The organism is Nonomuraea sp. NPDC003560, from assembly GCF_042878785.1.
Lineage (GTDB): Bacteria > Actinomycetota > Actinomycetes > Streptosporangiales > Streptosporangiaceae > Nonomuraea.
Genome location: NZ_JBIAOF010000002.1, coordinates 1031477 through 1047039 on the forward strand (window position 1 = coordinate 1031477; position 15563 = coordinate 1047039).

The following is a 15563-nucleotide window of genomic DNA, read 5'->3' on the forward strand; positions in this document are numbered from 1 at the left end:
GACGAATGGGACATTCAGCTAGCTATGCGGGAGATCCCTCATTCCGCCGTGGCGGCGTCCCCCATGAGGGCCAGCTCGATCCGCGAGCGCAGGTTCAGCTTGCGCAGGACGGCGCTGAGATGCCGCTCCACCGTCTTGGCCGACAGGAACAGCTCCTGCGCGATCTCCTTGTTGGTCAGCCCGGAGGCGGCCAGCCGCGCGACGTCCCGCTCGCGGGGTGACAGGGCGTCGCCATAGCCGCGGGTGCCGCCCCGGTGCCTGGCGGGCAGCGACAGGCCGCGCTCGCGCGCCAGGCGGGCCGCGCGGTCCAGGTCCCAGCGGGCGCCGAGCGCCTCGTAGGTCTCGATGGCCCGCCTGAGCTGCTCATCGGTCCCGGCCTGCTCCCTGGCCTGGGCCGCCTCGTACGGGCACTGGATGGCCTCGTAGAGCTCGGCCGCCGCGGTGAAGTGACCGCCGGAGGGGTCGAGGACGCCGCGGGCGTGGCGCAGCGCGGCGGGAGCAAGCGGCGCGTGCAGGCCCGCCATCGCCCGTTCGGAGCGGTTCACCAGGTCCGCGGCCTCCGCGGCGCGCCCGGCCGCCACCATCGCCTCGGCCAGCGCGGGCACGGTCCGCACCTCCGAGGGCCGCAGGCCGCGCTCGAACCACGACTCGATCAGCGGCAGGACCTCCGCCACCGCTCGGTCCGGCTCGCCGCGCGCGACGGCCTGGCGCAGCAGCGCGGTGATCAGCAGCGCCGTCTCGTCCATGGTGCCCGGGACCTCGGTCATCACCTGGCGGATGCCGAACTCGGCGCCGGCCGCGTCGGTGCGGGCCAGTGCCAGGCAGGCGGTCACGGTCGCCGCCGCGTACCTGTCCTTGGGCCGCTCGCTGAGCCGCTCGGCCAGCATGGCCGTCTCGGTGGTCAGCCCGTCCCAGGAACCCGCGCAGTAGTCGGCCACCGCCAGCGCGGAACGGCACCGGTCGATCATGTCCCCGCCGCTCACCTCGACCAGGGGGGCCGCGCCCTCCAGGGCCACCCGTAATATCGTCTGCGCCTGGACGTGGTCACCGACGAAGGCCAGTGCCGAGCCGATCGAGTAGTAGGCGTTGACCTTCGCCCGGTGCCAGGACCGGTGCCCGAGGCTCCCGCGCACCTCCTCGATCAGCTCGGCCCAGCGCGGGTCGCCCATCAGCACCATACTGCTGGTGATCTTGCCGAGCACGAAGATCTGCAGGGCCGCGTTCTTGACCGCGGGCAGGACGGCCAGCGTCCTGCCCATCCAGTGCCGGTCGGCGGTTCTGGCGTCCCGCCCCATGCTCAGGACGGTCATCATCCGCACCGCCAGCTCGGGCTGGGCCTCGATGTCCAGGTCCGCCACGGCCGAGGTCAGCGCCTCGAACCAGGGGCCGGGCCCCTGTCCGGTCGCGTCCTTCAGATAGATCAACAGCAGGGTCAGCTCGGCGCGCAGCACCGGCGAGGGGCCCTGGTCCAAGGCCAGGGCCAGCAGGTCGATGACGTCGGGAATGTGCAGCAGCCCCTCGGCCGCCCAGCCGAGCTTGACCGTCAGCCGCCCGCGGTGCTCCGCCTCCAGGGGAGCGTGCCGCAGGACCGCCTCCAGGATCCTGACCACCTCGGCGTCGTCGCCCAGCCGCAGCGCCTGGTCGGCGGCTCGTTCGGCGGCCTCCACCCAGGCCGCCATGTGCCCGGCGCGCCGGTGGTGGTGGGCCAGTTGCCCCAGCGGCACCGACGGCATCGCCTCCACCGCGGCGGCGGCCCTGGCATGCAGGTCGCGCCGCCTGGCCGCCGGAATGTCCTCGTACACCGCCTGCGCCGCCAGCACGTGCCGGAACGCCGCCGTATCACCGCGCGCGGTCAGCAGGCCGTGCTCCACCGCCTCGTCCAGCCCGTCCAGCGCGCTCTCGTACGGCAGGCGGGCGGTGGCCGCCAGCACCTCGACCGGCATCGGCTCCTGCAACACCGAGGCCGCCCTCACCACCGCCTCGGCCTGCGGCGACAGGCGGCCCACCCGCTCCAGCACCGGGTCGCGCACGCCCACCGGCACGTCCAGCCTGGCGATGGTCCTGCGCGCCCACTCCCCGCCCCGGTGCATGAGCGTCCCGCGCTGGCGCAGCAGCGCCACCAGTTCCTGCACCGCCAGCGGGACGCCGGAGGCCCGCTCGCACAGGTGCTCGGCGAAGTCGAGCGAGATCTCCTCGGTGTCCAGAATCGCCGCCGCCAGCGCCCTGGTCTGGGCCACGTCCATGGGCGCCAGCCGTACGCGGGCGTGGGTGACGGCGCGCGGCAGGCGGGCCGTCACCGCACGCAGGTCGGCGGAGGCCTCGTCGGCGCGGTAGGTCAGCACCACGGCCAGGTCCCGGGGCGGGTCGGACAGCAGGTAGCCGAGGAACTCCACGGTCTGCTCGTCGGCCCAGTGCAAGTCCTCCACGACCAGCACGGCCTTGCCCAGCGCGCGCAGGAGCTCACTCAGGCCGCGGAACACCCGGTGGCGCTCGCCCGCGCGGTCGTCCAGGGGGTCGGGGGGCTCCGGCAGGCGTTCGGCCAGCTCGGGCAGGAGCGGGCGCAGCGCGCCCGCGACCGCCGACAGGCCGGTCAGGTCATCGGGCACCTCGCGCAGCGCCTCGACGATCGGGCCGAGGGGGAACGGCTCCCTGATCCTGGCGCAGCCGCCGGTCAGGATGCGGAGACCGGTCCGGGACAGCTCGGCCACCAGGCGGGTCTTGCCGATGCCCGCCTCGCCCTCGACCACGGCGACCGCTGGGGCGTTGGAGACGGTCTCGGTCAGCTGGGCCAGCTCACCGGCGCGGCCGACGAGTGTCGGCGAGATCATCAGCCGCTTATGGATCACGTCTGTTCCCTGCTCGACCCAATGCCTAGATCACAAATACCACATAACACCCTTTCCGGCCCGTCCCTTTCTCGGACTTCTACTCGACGACGGACGGCTTCCGGCGGCCGAGGCCGAGGACGAAGCGGATGGCCGGCCGAAGCGGCGCGGGTGTTCGCGGCCGCATCCCTGGCTTCGGGTGCGGACGGAAGCGGATGAGCGCAGCTCCAGGCCGACGTTGCGCATGGCCTTGTGACGGTGACCGGGACATCGGCTGCGTCGGCGACGCCGTGACAAGGCAAGGAATCGGTCCATGCGGAATCCTGTGAGGCTCTTGATGACGCGCAGGCCGGCGTCGGCGAAGACCGCGTCGAAGGCCGGGGTCGCTCATCGGCTCGCCGTCCGGGCCGGAGTTTTGCCCATCGCCGATGCGAACTTGATCAGCGTCGGCGTCGAGGGCGATGATGCCTCATGAGCGACACCGTGAAGCTCCGCATCTATTCCGAGACGCGACGCGGAGGTCGGCGATGAACGCCACGCCGATCGACCTCACCGAGGGGCAACGCAAGCTCTTGATTCGCATCCGGGACTCCACAGTGATCACTGGCGACGTGAACACCTTGTGGGGCGACTGGACAAAGCGCGCTGACTTCAAGCGGTTGGCCGAACAGGGGCTGATTCGCGATGAGCGGGACGATCTCGCGAATGGTTACCGCTGGCACGTCACCGACGCGGGCCGGGCAGTGCTCGACCAGATCGCGGAAGTCAAGCGTGCGAGGGCGATCGGGCGTCGGCTCACCCGCGCCGGCTGGAGTTCATGAGCAAGCTGGCCGAGCACGGCAGCCTGGTCCTGTACGACTCGTACGAATGGGCTCTGCAGCACCTGCGGCCCGCGGCTTGACACAGAGCGGGTACCACCGGAATACGACCTCGCGCGCCGGATCGATCCAGTCGTGCGGGGCCGGATGCAGTACGCGCCACGAGCTCCCTTGCCCGCCTCTTGTCGGGACGCGGGAGCTCAGTGGAGCTCTCGGTGTCGCGACCGGTAGGCGGCCCCGGAGATGCGCGGCAGTCCGGCGTCCCGAGCTCAGCGGCGGAATGCTGCGAACCGCCATGGCGGCCGCCGTCGTGGCGCTGCGCACGCCAGGCTGATGGCCCGCCTCGCGCCGCCGGCTCCGGCGATCGACGTTCTCCTGCTCACGAAAGTGGCTTGCGGCGGCGCAGCAGCCCGACCAGCCGGATCGCGGCCAGCACGCCCACCCCCAGATGCGCGCACACCAGGACGATCTGGAAGATCCGCTGCCCGCCGGTGAGGTCGGCCGCGTAGCCTCCGTCGTAGAAGCCGGACATGAACGCCAGCACCCCCGCCACGACCAGCAGCCCGGCGGCGGGCGCGGCGAGCGCCCGGCGGCGGGTGGTTGCCCCCGCGACCAGGATGACCTGCGCGACCATCATCGGGATCGGCGCCGACAGGCGCGCCTGGGAGCCGAGCGCGTCCAGGAACGTGGCGTTCAGCCCGGCCGACAGCGAGATGACCGCGCCGGCCAGGTCCAGTGCGAGCAGCAGCCCGACCCCGGCGAGCAGCGAGACCTTCAGCGGCCGGTCGGTGGTGGTCGTGGTGGAGACGGACATGTTCTTCTCCTGAGGTCGTGGGGAACGGCCTCAAGGATGTGCGGGGCGGCCGCCGGGCGTCATGAGCCTCATGTCCCGACCTGGAGGGGACTTCTCGTCCCGTGACGGTGGGACAACCGGGTGGCACGATTCACTCCATGAAGGACAGATCGGTACGGCGTGCTGCGCTGGTCGGCGGGGTGCTCGTCGCCCTCGTGGTCGGCTCGCTGGCGGTCGAGCCGCGGTTGCGGGCGCTCGGCGTCACGGGGATCGTCGAGCGGTTCGACGCCTTCCGCGGTGTGGCGGCGCTGTCGTTCGGCGTGCCGGGGCTCTTCGTGGTGTCGCAGCGGCCGGGCGGGCCGGCGGGCCGGGTGGGCTGGGTGATGGTGTTCACCGGGGCGGCCCAGGCGGTGGGACTGGCGCTCGGCACGTACGGGCTGCTCGGCATCAACCAGGGCGTCGAGGGCGGCGTCGGGGGCGGGCGGCTGCCGGGTGACGACTGGGCGATGTGGGCGTCCAACTGGTTGTGGATGCCGGCTTACCTCGTCGTGCCGACGGTCTTCCTGCTGATCTTCCCGGACGGGCGGCTGCCCTCGCGCCGCTGGCGGCCCGCGCTGGTGGCGGCGCTCGTCGCGATCGGGGCCAACACGCTGGACTGGATGCTGCGGCCGGTGCCGTACGAGAACGTGCCCGGCCTGTTCCCCGACGGGTACGCGGGCGTGCTGGCCGGTCTGCGCGGCCTGCCCGACGTGCTGGACGGGCCGGTCGTCGCGTGCACGGCGGGGGCGGTGGCCGCCGCGGTGGCCTCGCTCGCCGTCCGCTACCGGTCGTCGGGCGAGGAGGTGCGCAGGCGGCTCCAGTGGGTGGTGGCCGCCGCGCTGATCACGGTCGCGCTGGCCGGGGTGGCGCTCGTCGCGTCCTGGGGAGCGGGCGCGCTCGTGCTGGCGGCGGTGCCGCTGCCGGTGGCGGTCTCGGTCGCGATCGTCGCCCACCGCCTGTGGGACCTGGACCTCCTGCTGTCGCGGGCGCTCGCCTTCGGCGCGCTCAGCGTCGGGCTGCTGATCATGTACGCGCTGGTCGCGTTCACCCTCGGTGGCATCGTCGGCGCGGGCGTGTCGGCGGTGCTCGTGGCGTGCGTCGTGCATCCCCTGTACGCCCGGGTCCTCGCCGCCGCCAACCGCCTGGTGTACGGCGACCGCGACAACCCGGCCCGCGCGCTGCGCATGCTCGGCACCCGCCTGTCCGGCGCCGGCGTGCCGGGCGAGTTGCTCGACCAGATGGCCGCGGAGGTCGGCAGGGTGTTGCGCGTCCACTACGTCGCGGTCGAGGAGTCCGGCGCGGTCGTCGCCTCCTGGGGCCGTCCGGGTGAGGTCGCCGAGAGCGTGCCGCTGCTGCACCGGGGCGAGCCGGTCGGCGCGCTGCTGCTCGGCGAACGGCTGCGCCCGAAGGACCACAAGCTGGTGGGCGAGCTCGCCCCGCACGTCGCGGTGGCCGTGCACGCCCACCGTCTCGGCGCCGACCTGGAGCGTTCGCACGGCCGTATGCTCGCCGCCCGCCAGGAGGAACGCGACCGCCTGCTGTACGAGCTGCACGACGGCCTCGGCCCCAACCTGGCCGCGCTCGCGCTCCAGACCGACCGCGCCCGCCGCCTCGTGGACACCGACCCCGCCAAGGCCAAGGGGGTGATGGACGAGCTGTCCAGGCGCATCCGCGCCACCGTCGAGGACGTCCGCACGATCGTCAACGACCTGCGGCCGCCGCCCCTGGACGACCTGGGCCTGGCCGGCGCGCTGGCCGAGCTCGGCAGAGGCTTCGCCGGCGACCTCGCGGTCGACGTGGAGGTGCCGCCCGACCTGCCCGTGCTGCCGCCGCCGGTCGAGCTCGCCGCTTACCGGATCGCCGCCGAGGCGCTGACGAACGCCGTACGGCATGCCATGGCCTCCCGCTGCACGGTCACGCTGCGCGCCACCGACACCCTGGAGCTGCGCGTGCAGGACGACGGCGTGGGCGTCGGCGCGCCCGTCCGGCGCGGGTTCGGCCTGGCCTCGATGCGGCGCAGGTCCGAGGAGCTGAACGGCACGTTCGAGCTGGTCACCGGCTCGGGACCGGGCACGCTCCTGCTCGTCAGACTCCCGCTGGCGGCCTGATGATCAGGGTCATGGTGGTGGAGGACCACCCGGTGTTCGCCGAGGGCCTGGTCGCGCTCCTCGGCGACGCGCCGGAGATCGACGTCGTGGGCGTCGCGAGCACCGGCGAGGCCGCCGTCGAGCTCGCCGGACGGGTCGCGCCGGAGGTGGTGCTCATGGACCTGCACCTGCCGGGCATCAGCGGCGTGGAGGCGACCGCCCGCATCCTCGCCGACCGGCCGGAGACGGTCGTGCTGGCGCTGACGATGCTCACCGACGACGAGAGCGTGCTCGCCGCGATCCGCGCCGGGGCCCGCGGCTACCTGCTGAAGGAGTCGACCGGCGAGGACATCGTACGCTCGGTGCGGGCGGTCGCGGCCGGGCAGGTGGTGTTCGGCGCCTCTACGGGCGAACGCCTGCTGTCGGTGCTCGCCACGACCGCGGCACGCCCGCGCCCGCTGCCCGAGCTGACCGACCGCGAGGTGGAGATCCTCGACCTGGTCGCGGTCGGTCTGAACAACCAGGCGATCGCGCGGCGGCTCGTGCTGAGCGAGAAGACCGTGCGCAACCACGTCTCCAACATCTTCGCCAAGCTGCACGTCTCCGACCGTTCGGCGGCGGTTGCCCGGGCGCGGGATGCCGGGCTCGGCTCCGGCTGATCATCGCCGACTCCCGTCCGCCCGCGAGGATGTGCCCCGGTGCCGCGTACGAGGCGGAACATCTCGGGGATGTGCACGGTGTCGCCAGGCCGCGCGTAGGTAAGCAGTTCGCTGAGCTTCGGTCGTTCCAGCGGGTGAAGGCGGCTGGAGGCGCCGGGGTCCTTCTCGAAGACGACCGGGTCTTCGATCCCGGCCTCGGCGAGAACGAGGTTCTGACGGCCGGTCGACTGCTGGTCGGTCGACACGCGCTTGCAGACCAGGTTGGCCGTGCTGCCCCCGTTTCTGTCGGCGGATCAGAACATGCTCTTCGGACGGCCGTCACTCTCGCGGCTTCTGCCTGCGCCGCCACGGGCGCAGCCTGCCCAACCGCGCCCGGAACGCCGCGCCGTAGCATCGGCCCAGGGCCGCGCGAGCGTCCTGCGTGCCGGGGTGGTGAGGACCGAGTATCCGGTCGGCGTCGGCGACGACTCTCTTCAGCAACGTGATCGCTTCTCCCCAGCGATCCACCCTTGAGTAGGCGATCCCCAGGTTGATGAATCCCTCGATGGCGTCCTGAAGGCCGAACAGCCGCTCCGTGTCGGCGGCAACCCGCTCCAGCAGGGGAATCGCTTCCTTTGAGCGTCCCGCCTCCAGGAGGACGAAACCCATGCCGCCGCGGATGGTGACAGTGTGGGAATGGTCTTCGCCCAGAATCCGCCCGAGGTCGGCTGCGGCCCGCTCCAGCAGCGCGACCTTCTCGTCCACTCCGACGGCATCGGACTGGTCCTCGCCCAGAACCCGCCCGACGTCGGCCACCACGCGCCGTAGAGCCTGCGCTTCCTCGGCCTGCCCCGTCGTCTCGTAGAACCGCACCAGGCCGGCGTAGGCAGACAAGCCGTCGGGATTGTCCGGTTCCACTAGCCGCCGCGCCAGGACCATCGCTTCCTCCGTACGGCCCGCATCCCAGTAGCAGGCGGCCAGCTCCATGCGGGCCATGACGGTGTCGGGATGGTCCTCACCCAGCAGCCGTTCGGCCTCGGTGACGTTGAGCTGCGCCACGTCGATCGCGTGGTCCGGACGCCCCGACGCTCGGTAGGTGTCGGCCAGGGTGTCCCGAAACTTGCGGGTGTACGGGTGACCGGTACCGAGGATGCGCTCGGCGTCGGCGACGAGCCGCTCCCCGAGAACGATTGCTTCGTCGACGTGCCCTGCCTCGAAGTGCAGCGCGGCCAGGTTGCCGCGGGCCACGAGGGTGACAGGATCGTCATCGCCCAGCAGCCGCTCGGCGTCGGTGATGGCCCGTTCCGCCAGGTCGATCGCTTCTCCGGTGCGGCCCGCTGCGTGGTAGTAGCCGACGAGGTTCGCTCGGCTCTCCACGGTGGTGGGATGGCCCTCGCCCAGGATCCGCTCCCGGTCGGCGACGATGCGCTCCCCGAGGGCGATCGCCTCAGCGGTGCGCCCCGCCTCTGAGTAGGAGCCGGCCAGGATGCTGCGGGAGGCCAGGGTGTCGGGGTGATCCGGTTCCAGGACCCGCTCGCGGTCGGCGAGGACGCGCTCCCCGAGGGTGATCGACTCAGCGGTGCGCCCCGCCAGTGAGTAGTAGGCGGCCAGGTTGCTGCGGGCCAGGACGGTGGCCGGGGCGTCCTGGCCCCAGAGCCGCTCGCGGTCGGCGACGACGCGCTCCCCGAGGGCTATCGCCGCAGCGGTGCGCCCCGCCACCAAATAGGAGTTGGCCAGGATGCTGCGGGAGGTCAGGGTGTCGGGGTGATCGTCGCCCAGCAGCCGTTCGGAGTCGGCGGCGACCTGCTCTCCAAGGGCGATCGCTTCCGCGGTGCGCCCCGCCCGGCGGTACGAGTCGGCCAGGAGGCTGAGGAAGGTCAGGGTGTCGGGATGCTCGTCGCCCAGCAGCCGCTCGGCGTCGACGGCAAGCCGCTGCCAGTGGGTCACCGCGGCGGCGTGTGCGCCGGCGTCCAGCAGACTCATCCCGGCCCGGTACAGAACCGGGTGGAGGTCGGGCTGCCACAGCAGGTCGCCGGCCAGGAGGGTCAGGGTGTCGGTGTTGGCCCTCAACACAGTGGCCAGGTCGCGATCGGTGTGGTCCTCCTCGGGCCAGATCGCCGCGAGGGCGTCCGCGGCGGCGCTCATGGCCGCGGCGAGCACGGGCGCGGGGGCGTTCTCGCGGGCGGCACGGGCGGTCAGCGCGTGCATGCTCACCGCGCGGGCGCCGTCCTGGGAGCCGAAGGTGATCAGGCTGTAGTGGTGCAGCAGCCACAGCACGGACCGGGCCTGTTCGGCGGTGACCTCTGCGGGCTCAAGGGCGTCCGCATGACCGGAGGGCAAGCTGCGGTGGGTGCTCAGGTAGCTGATGACCGCCGCATCGGCCCACAGACTCAAGGGGTGACCGACCGGGTCCAGGTGAGCTGTCAGGCACAGGGCCGGCGCAGCCACGCCCGACGGGTCGCGGCGCCGGACGGCGTCCAGCGCCAGCAGCAGCGCGGCCGCGACAGGCCGGCCATAGCCCTCGGTGTCAGCCTCGGGAGGCAGCATCGCCTCCAGACGGGTCCGCTGGTCGACGAACAGCCGAAGATAGGACGCGCAGGGCACATCCTCGTTGATCATGTAGGCGGCCGCGTGTGACAAGGCCAGCGGCAGGTGTCCCAGCTCGCGCAGCAGATCCGTGGCCTGCGCGTCCAGCAGTCGGGACATGTCCGTGTCGGTGAACCGGTGACGCAGGTAGGCGATGGCTTCGTCCGGGGCGTAGGTGCCGACATCGACGACGGCCCGGCCGCCGCCGGACATCAGAGCGTCGCGGCGCCGGGACGTGGCCAGCACCCGGCCGTCCCAGTTGGACGATGACGGCGGCCACCACCGCTTGATGCTCTCCGTGTCGGCGACGTCGTCGAGTACGACCAGCCACGAGCGGGAGGTGGCGGCCAGCCACTCCAGAAAGGCCCGCGCATCACTCTCGACGTCCTGCCCCTGCGCGCCCTCTGCCCGGACGCGGAGGGCGGCGGCGGCGTAGCCGGTGACGACCTGCGCCGTGTCAACGGCGTTCACCCACACCACCAGTTCGGTGCCGGCGGCCAGGGCCTGCTGTGCCCGGGCGGCCGCGAGCTGGGACTTGCCCACACCGCCGCCGCCGGAGAGCACCAGAGAGGTGCGTCCGGCCCATGCCCGGTCGATCCGGCCGCGCAGGCCGGGGCGCGGCTGGAAGGCGGAGGCCAAGAGCGGCACATCGCCCACCACCACCGGCCAGACGACCGGAGGGCGCGGCGGGGCGTGATAGTCGAGCCGCTCGATGTACCCGGCGGCGAGCCCACCCGAATCCGCGTGGATCGACAGGTGCGCGGTGATGTGCGGAGCGTGCCGAGCGCCGGGCGCGGTCAGCTCCCGTCCGGACCCGGCGACAAGGGGTTTCCGAAGGTCACGTCGCCCATCTTCACAGCCGCTGCCGCGTGGTTCCGGGCCTCGATGTGCACGTCGCCGCCGATGGCGATGCCGTCGTCCGCGGCCGACACACCGCCGCCGGCCTGCTGAGCCAGGGCCACCAGCTCACGTATCTGGGCTGCCACTTGCTCACGGCCGCCCTCGTCCAACTCCTCCAGCAGATCCTGGAAGCGGGTCCGCCAGGCGGTCACCGCGGCGTCCCGCACCTGCTCGGCCGCGCCGGAATCGGCGCTCTCCAGTTCGGCTGCCGTACGGTCCAGCCTGTCCAGGGCTGCTTCCTGAGCGGCATCCGCCGCAGGGCCACGGCCGAAGACACGGGCCGCCCGCTCCCGGAAGCCCTGCCAGGCGTCCGTGCCGGCCGCCTGAGCCACTGCTACCCCGGCCGCCGAGGCCAAGGCGATCAACGCCTGATCCAACATGCCGCCTCCGTGCCCAAAAATGTGGGGGAAAACGCCTGTTCCGGCGTAGGCAGCATACTCGGCTACGACCGGCCCGCGTCCTGGAGAAGTACGCCGGGTTCGACCTGCACCAGCTGCGCCACAGCGCCGCCGGCCACCTCGGCGAGGCCGAGGTCCCGCTCCTGGCCGCCGAAGGCCGCGCCGTCCGGGCCCTCAGGTAGCGCTGGACTCGCCTGGCTCTCTGGCTTCATCGGCGCCTTCGGCGGGCGGCTGCGCCAATCGAAGCGTCCGCCCTCCCGTGCCATCCGACGCCTCCTTCCAGGCCGTCGGCCATATCCTCACCACGTCCTTGGCCACCGGCGCCAGTCGCACGCCGCCTAACGCTGCGGTCTCCAGTCCCACTGCCCTCTCGAACAAGGCACTGTCAGTGAAGGTCGCTCCACCAAACCAGGCATCGCTGTCGAAGGTCGCTCCTGCGAACCAGGCACCAGCAAAAGTCGCGCCACCAAACCAGGCGGCGCCAACGAAGGCCGCCCCGGTGAACCGAGCAGCGCGGTTGAACGTCGCTCCCTCGAACTGAGCGGCGATGGTGAAGGTGGCCCCCGCAAAAGTGGCGGCTCCGGTGAAGGTCGCTCGCTCGAACCAGGCGGCACCATCGAAGGTCGTTCCGCCGAACCGGGCGGCTCCGTTGAAAACGGTCCCGTCAAACATGGCATCGCCGACGAAGATCGACCCAGCGAACGTGCTGTCACCTATGAAGATGCTCTCGGCGAACCTGGCTTCGCTGATATGGCAGTTACGGAGGTCGAGGTCAATGAGTGTTGCGCCGGAGAGGTCGATGCGGACGTCCGGCCAGTGACGGGCGTTGAGGTCAGCGGGGCGAATCCGCCGCCAAGGACGTGCGGTCGGAGAGTGATGGCGCAGATGATGGGCAAGGATGCGCTGGGCGGCCAGGCGGACCTGCCGCTCCTCCTGGGGGTCACGGCCGGCGGGCTCCGAAGTGGTTCCCTCTGTGGGCGGAGTGAACGGCATGCGCAGGTAGGCGCAGATCACGTCCACGATCGTCTGCCGGAACTCGGGGTCAGGCGTGCCCTGGGCGAGCTGCTCCAGCGCGTACAGTCCCCCCAGGCGGACTGGGGCCTGGGGGCTGCCGAGCTGCTCGACGGCCTTGCTGTAGCGGTCGGTCACGTGGCCGCGCTCGCCGAGTTGGAAGGAACGGCGGGCAGTGTCGGCGTTGCGCGCGGTGTAGAACACCGCCAGCAGAGCAGCCAGCCCGGTGGCCACGGCCAGCACCCTGCCTCGGACCGCGTCCAGAGCCGCCGCCAGATCCTTACCGGTCAGTCCTGTCGGCCCGCCGATGGTCACCCCGTCGATGTTCTCAAGTATCCAGCGCGTCCCTGGGCCCAGCATCCAGACGATCGACGCCACCAGTGCACAACCGATCATGGGGATCACGATCGAAATGGACTTCTTCGCCATGGGCCCGATGATGCGGCCGGAACCGGGCTCAATGGACGCCGAGTGACGTGATCGTGACCCCTGGAAGGATCCTCGTGCGCGCGGACATCACCCGCACCACCCCTGTACGCCGCACCGCCCGCGTCCTCCAGCTTCGGGGCATGTTCGACGTGCCGCTGGAGGAGAAGCTGACCGGGCGCCTCGTAGAGCCGGTTCCGGTCGGCGTTCGGGAGTTCCCTGAACCCGTCCGCACCCTGGGCAAGGGCAACAAGGAGCGCGACGGGTACGTGCCCGACGACGTCGCCGAGCTGATCGCCGCGTGGATCAGCGTGCGCGGCCGGACCCCCGGCGCTCTCTTCCCGCCCGTGTGGAAGGAAGGCAGGTTGCGAACCACCAGCGACGGCCGGCCCGCCCACATGACCGGGCAGGCCCTGCGCGAGATACTGCTCAAACGCTTCGATCAGGAGGTCTTCTCTCGAACGTGTCCCCAGCCGCCAAGTAGCTCTGTGATCGATCACGGTCGCGGTTCGTGATCCTCACAAGTGAGGCATACCCCGACCGGCCACCGTGTGGTGGTCGGCTCACCGCGCCGGGACTGTGGACGGTGAGCGGCGTCTATTGGTGGGGGATGTCCACGCCGGCGGAGCGCAGTTTCGCCTCGACCAGCGTGGTCAGCTGGGCCATGGCCGACCCCTGGTCTTCGCCGTGATGGTTGAGCAGGCCGTATCGGGTGACGTCGGTGCGGGCCTGGAAGCCGCTCGAGATCGCGAGCAGCGCGGGGTTGGCGAGGAAGCGGTCGGCCACGGCGGTCGCGAGTTCCTCGATGCGGGGGTCGTCGGGCGCCAGGTCCTTGGCGGCCCAGCATTCCTTGTTCAAGGCGACGAACCGAGCGTCGTCGAGGACGTGCTCGGCCGTGGTGAGATAGTCGTCGAAGCCGTCGGGGACCAGGGCCCTGGCCAGCACCATGCCCTCGCGGTAGGCCGCCACCTCATCCGGGGTGAAGCCGAGGCCGGCGGCCCGGTCCAGCAGCGCGCAGGCCCGGTCGGGCAACAGGGCCCGGTCACTGTTGGCGAGCCGGTCCAGCGAGTCGCCGCGCGCGATCAGCTCCTCGATCCGCTCGGTCAGCCGCCGTTTGACCTCGGCCAGGCGGACGGCGAACCGCTCCGGATCGGCATCGAGCAGGGCAGCGATCTCGGACAGCGGTACGCCGGACTCGGCCAGTGTCCGGGCCTGGACCAGCCGCAGCAGGTCGGACGACCCGTAGCGGCGATAGCCGGAAGCGTCCCGGCGCGGTTCGTCGACCAGGCCGAGCCGGTGGTAGTGGCGGACGGTCTTGATCGTGACGCCGGCGAAGGCCGCCGCCTGGCCGATCGTGACGCCGCCGGTCATGGTCATCAGCGACTTTCGCGGGTGAGGGCGGCGAGCTCGCGTGTGACCTCGGCGATGGCGCGGAAATCCTTGCGCACGATCGTGCCGTGGTTGCCGGCGACCTTCGCGCCTATCGTGAGGTTCGGGTTGCGGGCGAGCACAGGGTTGAGAGTAGTGCGCATCTGCTCCTGCTCGTCATTCTTGCTTCCCAGGGCCTCCCCCGAGCCGACCACATACCGGACCGGGACCGTCAGGCTGTCGAGGACCGGTTCGAGGGCGGCGTGCAGGATGTGGGCCTCGATGTTGATCTCGGCATGCTGTGCGGCACTCATCCGCGCGGCGTTGCCGATGAGGCGCGCCATCGGCAACGCCCATCGGGCCTTGTGGAACAGCCGCCGGATGCGTTCGTGGCCGGCCTCGTCGGTCCACCCGGACGGAAAGGGGCCGTCGACCCCGACCACGCCGGCGACGCGGCCCGGATGCCGAGCGGCCCAGTGGACCCCGAGCAAGGCGCCGTAGGACCAGCCCACCAAGAGCGGTCGCTCCACCCGCCTGGCTTTCAGGACGGCGTCGAGATCCCGGACGCAGGCCTCGAAGGAGTAGTCCGCCGACTTCTTCGATTTGCCGCGAGCCCGCTCGTCGTAGGTGATGTGCCGCCACCCCGGCCCCAGGGCGTTGATGACGGGGCGCCAGTGCCGCTGGCTCGCGTAGGAGCCGTTCAGGTAGACCACGGGGATGCCTGACCCGCCGGTGTCGGTCACGGCCAGTGCGGTGTCCTCCACCGGCAACAGGCCCTTCCATCCCAGGTGGGCAGCGTTCGAGTTCGTCATGCCACCAGCGTCACCCTTGACCTTAGGGTCAAGGTCAAGTCGCGTTTCCGTGAATTCCGGCACGACAGGTGCGCGGCCTTCGAAGCTGGAGGACTCCATCGCGGTTCCCGATCCCGACCCCGAAGGCGAGGAAGGGGGTTCCCCGCCGGCCTGTCACAGCTGTCGCGCGGGCCTCCTTCACCACCACGCCGCTCATCGACCCCGGCTACCGGCCAAGATCTTCTGGGAGTGCCGCCGGAATGCGGCAGGAACGGGCCGCATCCGGCAGGCACGCCACCGCGCCGAGGACGGAGGCGGCGGCGACCGCTGCCGGATCGTCGCCGCCGCGCAGCCGTTCGAGGGCCGTAACCGCCTGGTCGCGGCCGACGTCACCGGCGAGCAGCCCGACCGCGATCCGGTACCGCACCCCCCGATCGCCCTCAACGGCGAGCCGCGCCAGCAGCGCCCCGGCCGAAGCGCCCAGCGCGGCCCGCCCCCGCACCCGGAGATCGCCGTCCTGAAGCGCGTCGTCGAACACCCCGGCGAACATCCCCGGCGCCCGCAGCCGGGCGAGCGCTTCGAGGGCGACCATCCGGACGGGGGTTCGCGCCGACTCGGGTGGATCGTCATGATCCCGATCATCGAACTCGCCCGGATCCAGCACGAGAGGTGCCACGACCGCCGCGTCGCCGGAGTCCCCGTGCGCCGTGAACCACCGCAGCGCCTCGGCCCGCATGCCCGGATCGGCCGCCGACAGATTCGCAAGCATCTCCGCCCTCACGCGTCCATGATCCCTTCAATGACGGGAGTCGGGGTCCCGGTGCAAGCCATCTGACCGCCGCGAGGCTTCTCCACTGCCTGCGGCGACGTGCTCGCACGGCCC

At 71.7% G+C, this 15563-nt stretch carries 12 protein-coding genes and 1 pseudogene; 4 read left to right on the forward strand and 9 right to left on the reverse strand.

The features are described from left to right. Positions 1 to 38 precede the first annotated feature (38 nt). The gene (locus ACFYUV_RS10220; RefSeq protein WP_387667139.1) at positions 39 to 2846 is read right to left on the reverse strand and encodes an ATP-binding protein; all 2808 of its coding nucleotides are present in this window, start codon (positions 2844 to 2846) and stop codon (positions 39 to 41) included. Between the two features lie 506 nt (positions 2847 to 3352). On the opposite strand from ACFYUV_RS10220, the gene ACFYUV_RS10225 reads away from it, so the two are divergent. Next, the gene (locus ACFYUV_RS10225; protein WP_387667142.1) at positions 3353 to 3646 is read left to right on the forward strand and encodes a hypothetical protein; all 294 of its coding nucleotides are present in this window, start codon (positions 3353 to 3355) and stop codon (positions 3644 to 3646) included. A gap of 376 nt (positions 3647 to 4022) precedes the next feature. Here ACFYUV_RS10225 and ACFYUV_RS10230 read toward each other — a convergent pair whose 3' ends face one another. After that, the gene (locus ACFYUV_RS10230; protein ID WP_387667145.1) at positions 4023 to 4457 is read right to left on the reverse strand and encodes a hypothetical protein; all 435 of its coding nucleotides are present in this window, start codon (positions 4455 to 4457) and stop codon (positions 4023 to 4025) included. Between the two features lie 137 nt (positions 4458 to 4594). Between ACFYUV_RS10230 and ACFYUV_RS10235 the strand changes: the two genes are divergently transcribed. Next, positions 4595 to 6583, forward strand: coding sequence for a sensor histidine kinase (locus ACFYUV_RS10235; protein ID WP_387667148.1), 1989 nt, complete (start codon positions 4595 to 4597; stop codon positions 6581 to 6583). Positions 6584 to 6594: 11 nt separating this feature from the next. After that, positions 6595 to 7221, forward strand: coding sequence for a response regulator (locus ACFYUV_RS10240; RefSeq protein ID WP_387667150.1), 627 nt, complete (start codon positions 6595 to 6597; stop codon positions 7219 to 7221). A 53-nt stretch (positions 7222 to 7274) separates the two neighbouring features. Here ACFYUV_RS10240 and ACFYUV_RS10245 read toward each other — a convergent pair. The 4 genes and pseudogenes from ACFYUV_RS10245 to ACFYUV_RS10260 all read right to left on the reverse strand — a co-directional run. Continuing rightward, positions 7275 to 7466, reverse strand: a pseudogene (locus ACFYUV_RS10245) (recombinase family protein); the annotation flags it as partial. Positions 7467 to 7539: 73 nt separating this feature from the next. Beyond that, a complete protein-coding gene (locus ACFYUV_RS10250; protein ID WP_387667152.1) occupies positions 7540 to 10449 on the reverse strand; it encodes a tetratricopeptide repeat protein in 2910 nt (969 codons plus the stop codon). A gap of 134 nt (positions 10450 to 10583) precedes the next feature. After that, positions 10584 to 11066: a hypothetical protein gene (locus ACFYUV_RS10255; RefSeq protein ID WP_387667154.1), complete on the reverse strand. Its 483-nt coding sequence runs from the start codon at positions 11064 to 11066 to the stop codon at positions 10584 to 10586. A gap of 192 nt (positions 11067 to 11258) precedes the next feature. Continuing rightward, complete coding sequence (locus tag ACFYUV_RS10260; protein ID WP_387667156.1) at positions 11259 to 12524, reverse strand: pentapeptide repeat-containing protein; 1266 nt, start codon at positions 12522 to 12524, stop codon at positions 11259 to 11261. A gap of 74 nt (positions 12525 to 12598) precedes the next feature. On the opposite strand from ACFYUV_RS10260, the gene ACFYUV_RS10265 reads away from it, so the two are divergent. After that, a complete protein-coding gene (locus ACFYUV_RS10265; RefSeq protein WP_387667159.1) occupies positions 12599 to 13036 on the forward strand; it encodes a hypothetical protein in 438 nt (145 codons plus the stop codon). A gap of 82 nt (positions 13037 to 13118) precedes the next feature. Here the strand turns inward: ACFYUV_RS10265 and ACFYUV_RS10270 are convergent, their stop codons facing one another. The 3 genes from ACFYUV_RS10270 to ACFYUV_RS10280 all read right to left on the reverse strand — a co-directional run bounded on the left by ACFYUV_RS10270 (position 13119) and on the right by ACFYUV_RS10280 (position 15449). Further along, complete coding sequence (locus ACFYUV_RS10270; protein WP_387667161.1) at positions 13119 to 13898, reverse strand: MerR family transcriptional regulator; 780 nt, start codon at positions 13896 to 13898, stop codon at positions 13119 to 13121. Further along, positions 13898 to 14701, reverse strand: a complete 804-nt coding sequence (locus ACFYUV_RS10275; protein WP_387667163.1) for an alpha/beta fold hydrolase — start codon at positions 14699 to 14701, stop codon at positions 13898 to 13900. Before ACFYUV_RS10275 ends, ACFYUV_RS10270 begins: the two co-directional genes overlap by 1 nt. 205 nt (positions 14702 to 14906) lie before the next feature. Continuing rightward, positions 14907 to 15449 carry a hypothetical protein gene (locus tag ACFYUV_RS10280; RefSeq protein ID WP_387667165.1) on the reverse strand — a complete coding sequence of 181 codons (543 nt, stop codon included), beginning with the start codon at positions 15447 to 15449 and terminating at the stop codon, positions 14907 to 14909. Positions 15450 to 15563 lie beyond the last annotated feature (114 nt).

Coding starts and splice junctions, on each gene's coding strand:
- ACFYUV_RS10225 (WP_387667142.1), top strand. CDS start 3,353: ATGAACGCCACGCCGATCGACCTCACCGAGGGGCAACGCAAGCTCTTG.
- ACFYUV_RS10240 (WP_387667150.1), top strand. CDS start 6,595: ATGGTGGTGGAGGACCACCCGGTGTTCGCCGAGGGCCTGGTCGCGCTC.
- ACFYUV_RS10255 (WP_387667154.1), bottom strand. CDS start 11,066: ATGTTGGATCAGGCGTTGATCGCCTTGGCCTCGGCGGCCGGGGTAGCA.
- ACFYUV_RS10260 (WP_387667156.1), bottom strand. CDS start 12,524: ATGGCGAAGAAGTCCATTTCGATCGTGATCCCCATGATCGGTTGTGCA.
- ACFYUV_RS10280 (WP_387667165.1), bottom strand. CDS start 15,449: ATGCTTGCGAATCTGTCGGCGGCCGATCCGGGCATGCGGGCCGAGGCG.
- ACFYUV_RS10275 (WP_387667163.1), bottom strand. CDS start 14,701: ATGACGAACTCGAACGCTGCCCACCTGGGATGGAAGGGCCTGTTGCCG.
- ACFYUV_RS10235 (WP_387667148.1), top strand. CDS start 4,595: ATGAAGGACAGATCGGTACGGCGTGCTGCGCTGGTCGGCGGGGTGCTC.
- ACFYUV_RS10270 (WP_387667161.1), bottom strand. CDS start 13,898: ATGACCATGACCGGCGGCGTCACGATCGGCCAGGCGGCGGCCTTCGCC.
- ACFYUV_RS10230 (WP_387667145.1), bottom strand. CDS start 4,457: ATGTCCGTCTCCACCACGACCACCACCGACCGGCCGCTGAAGGTCTCG.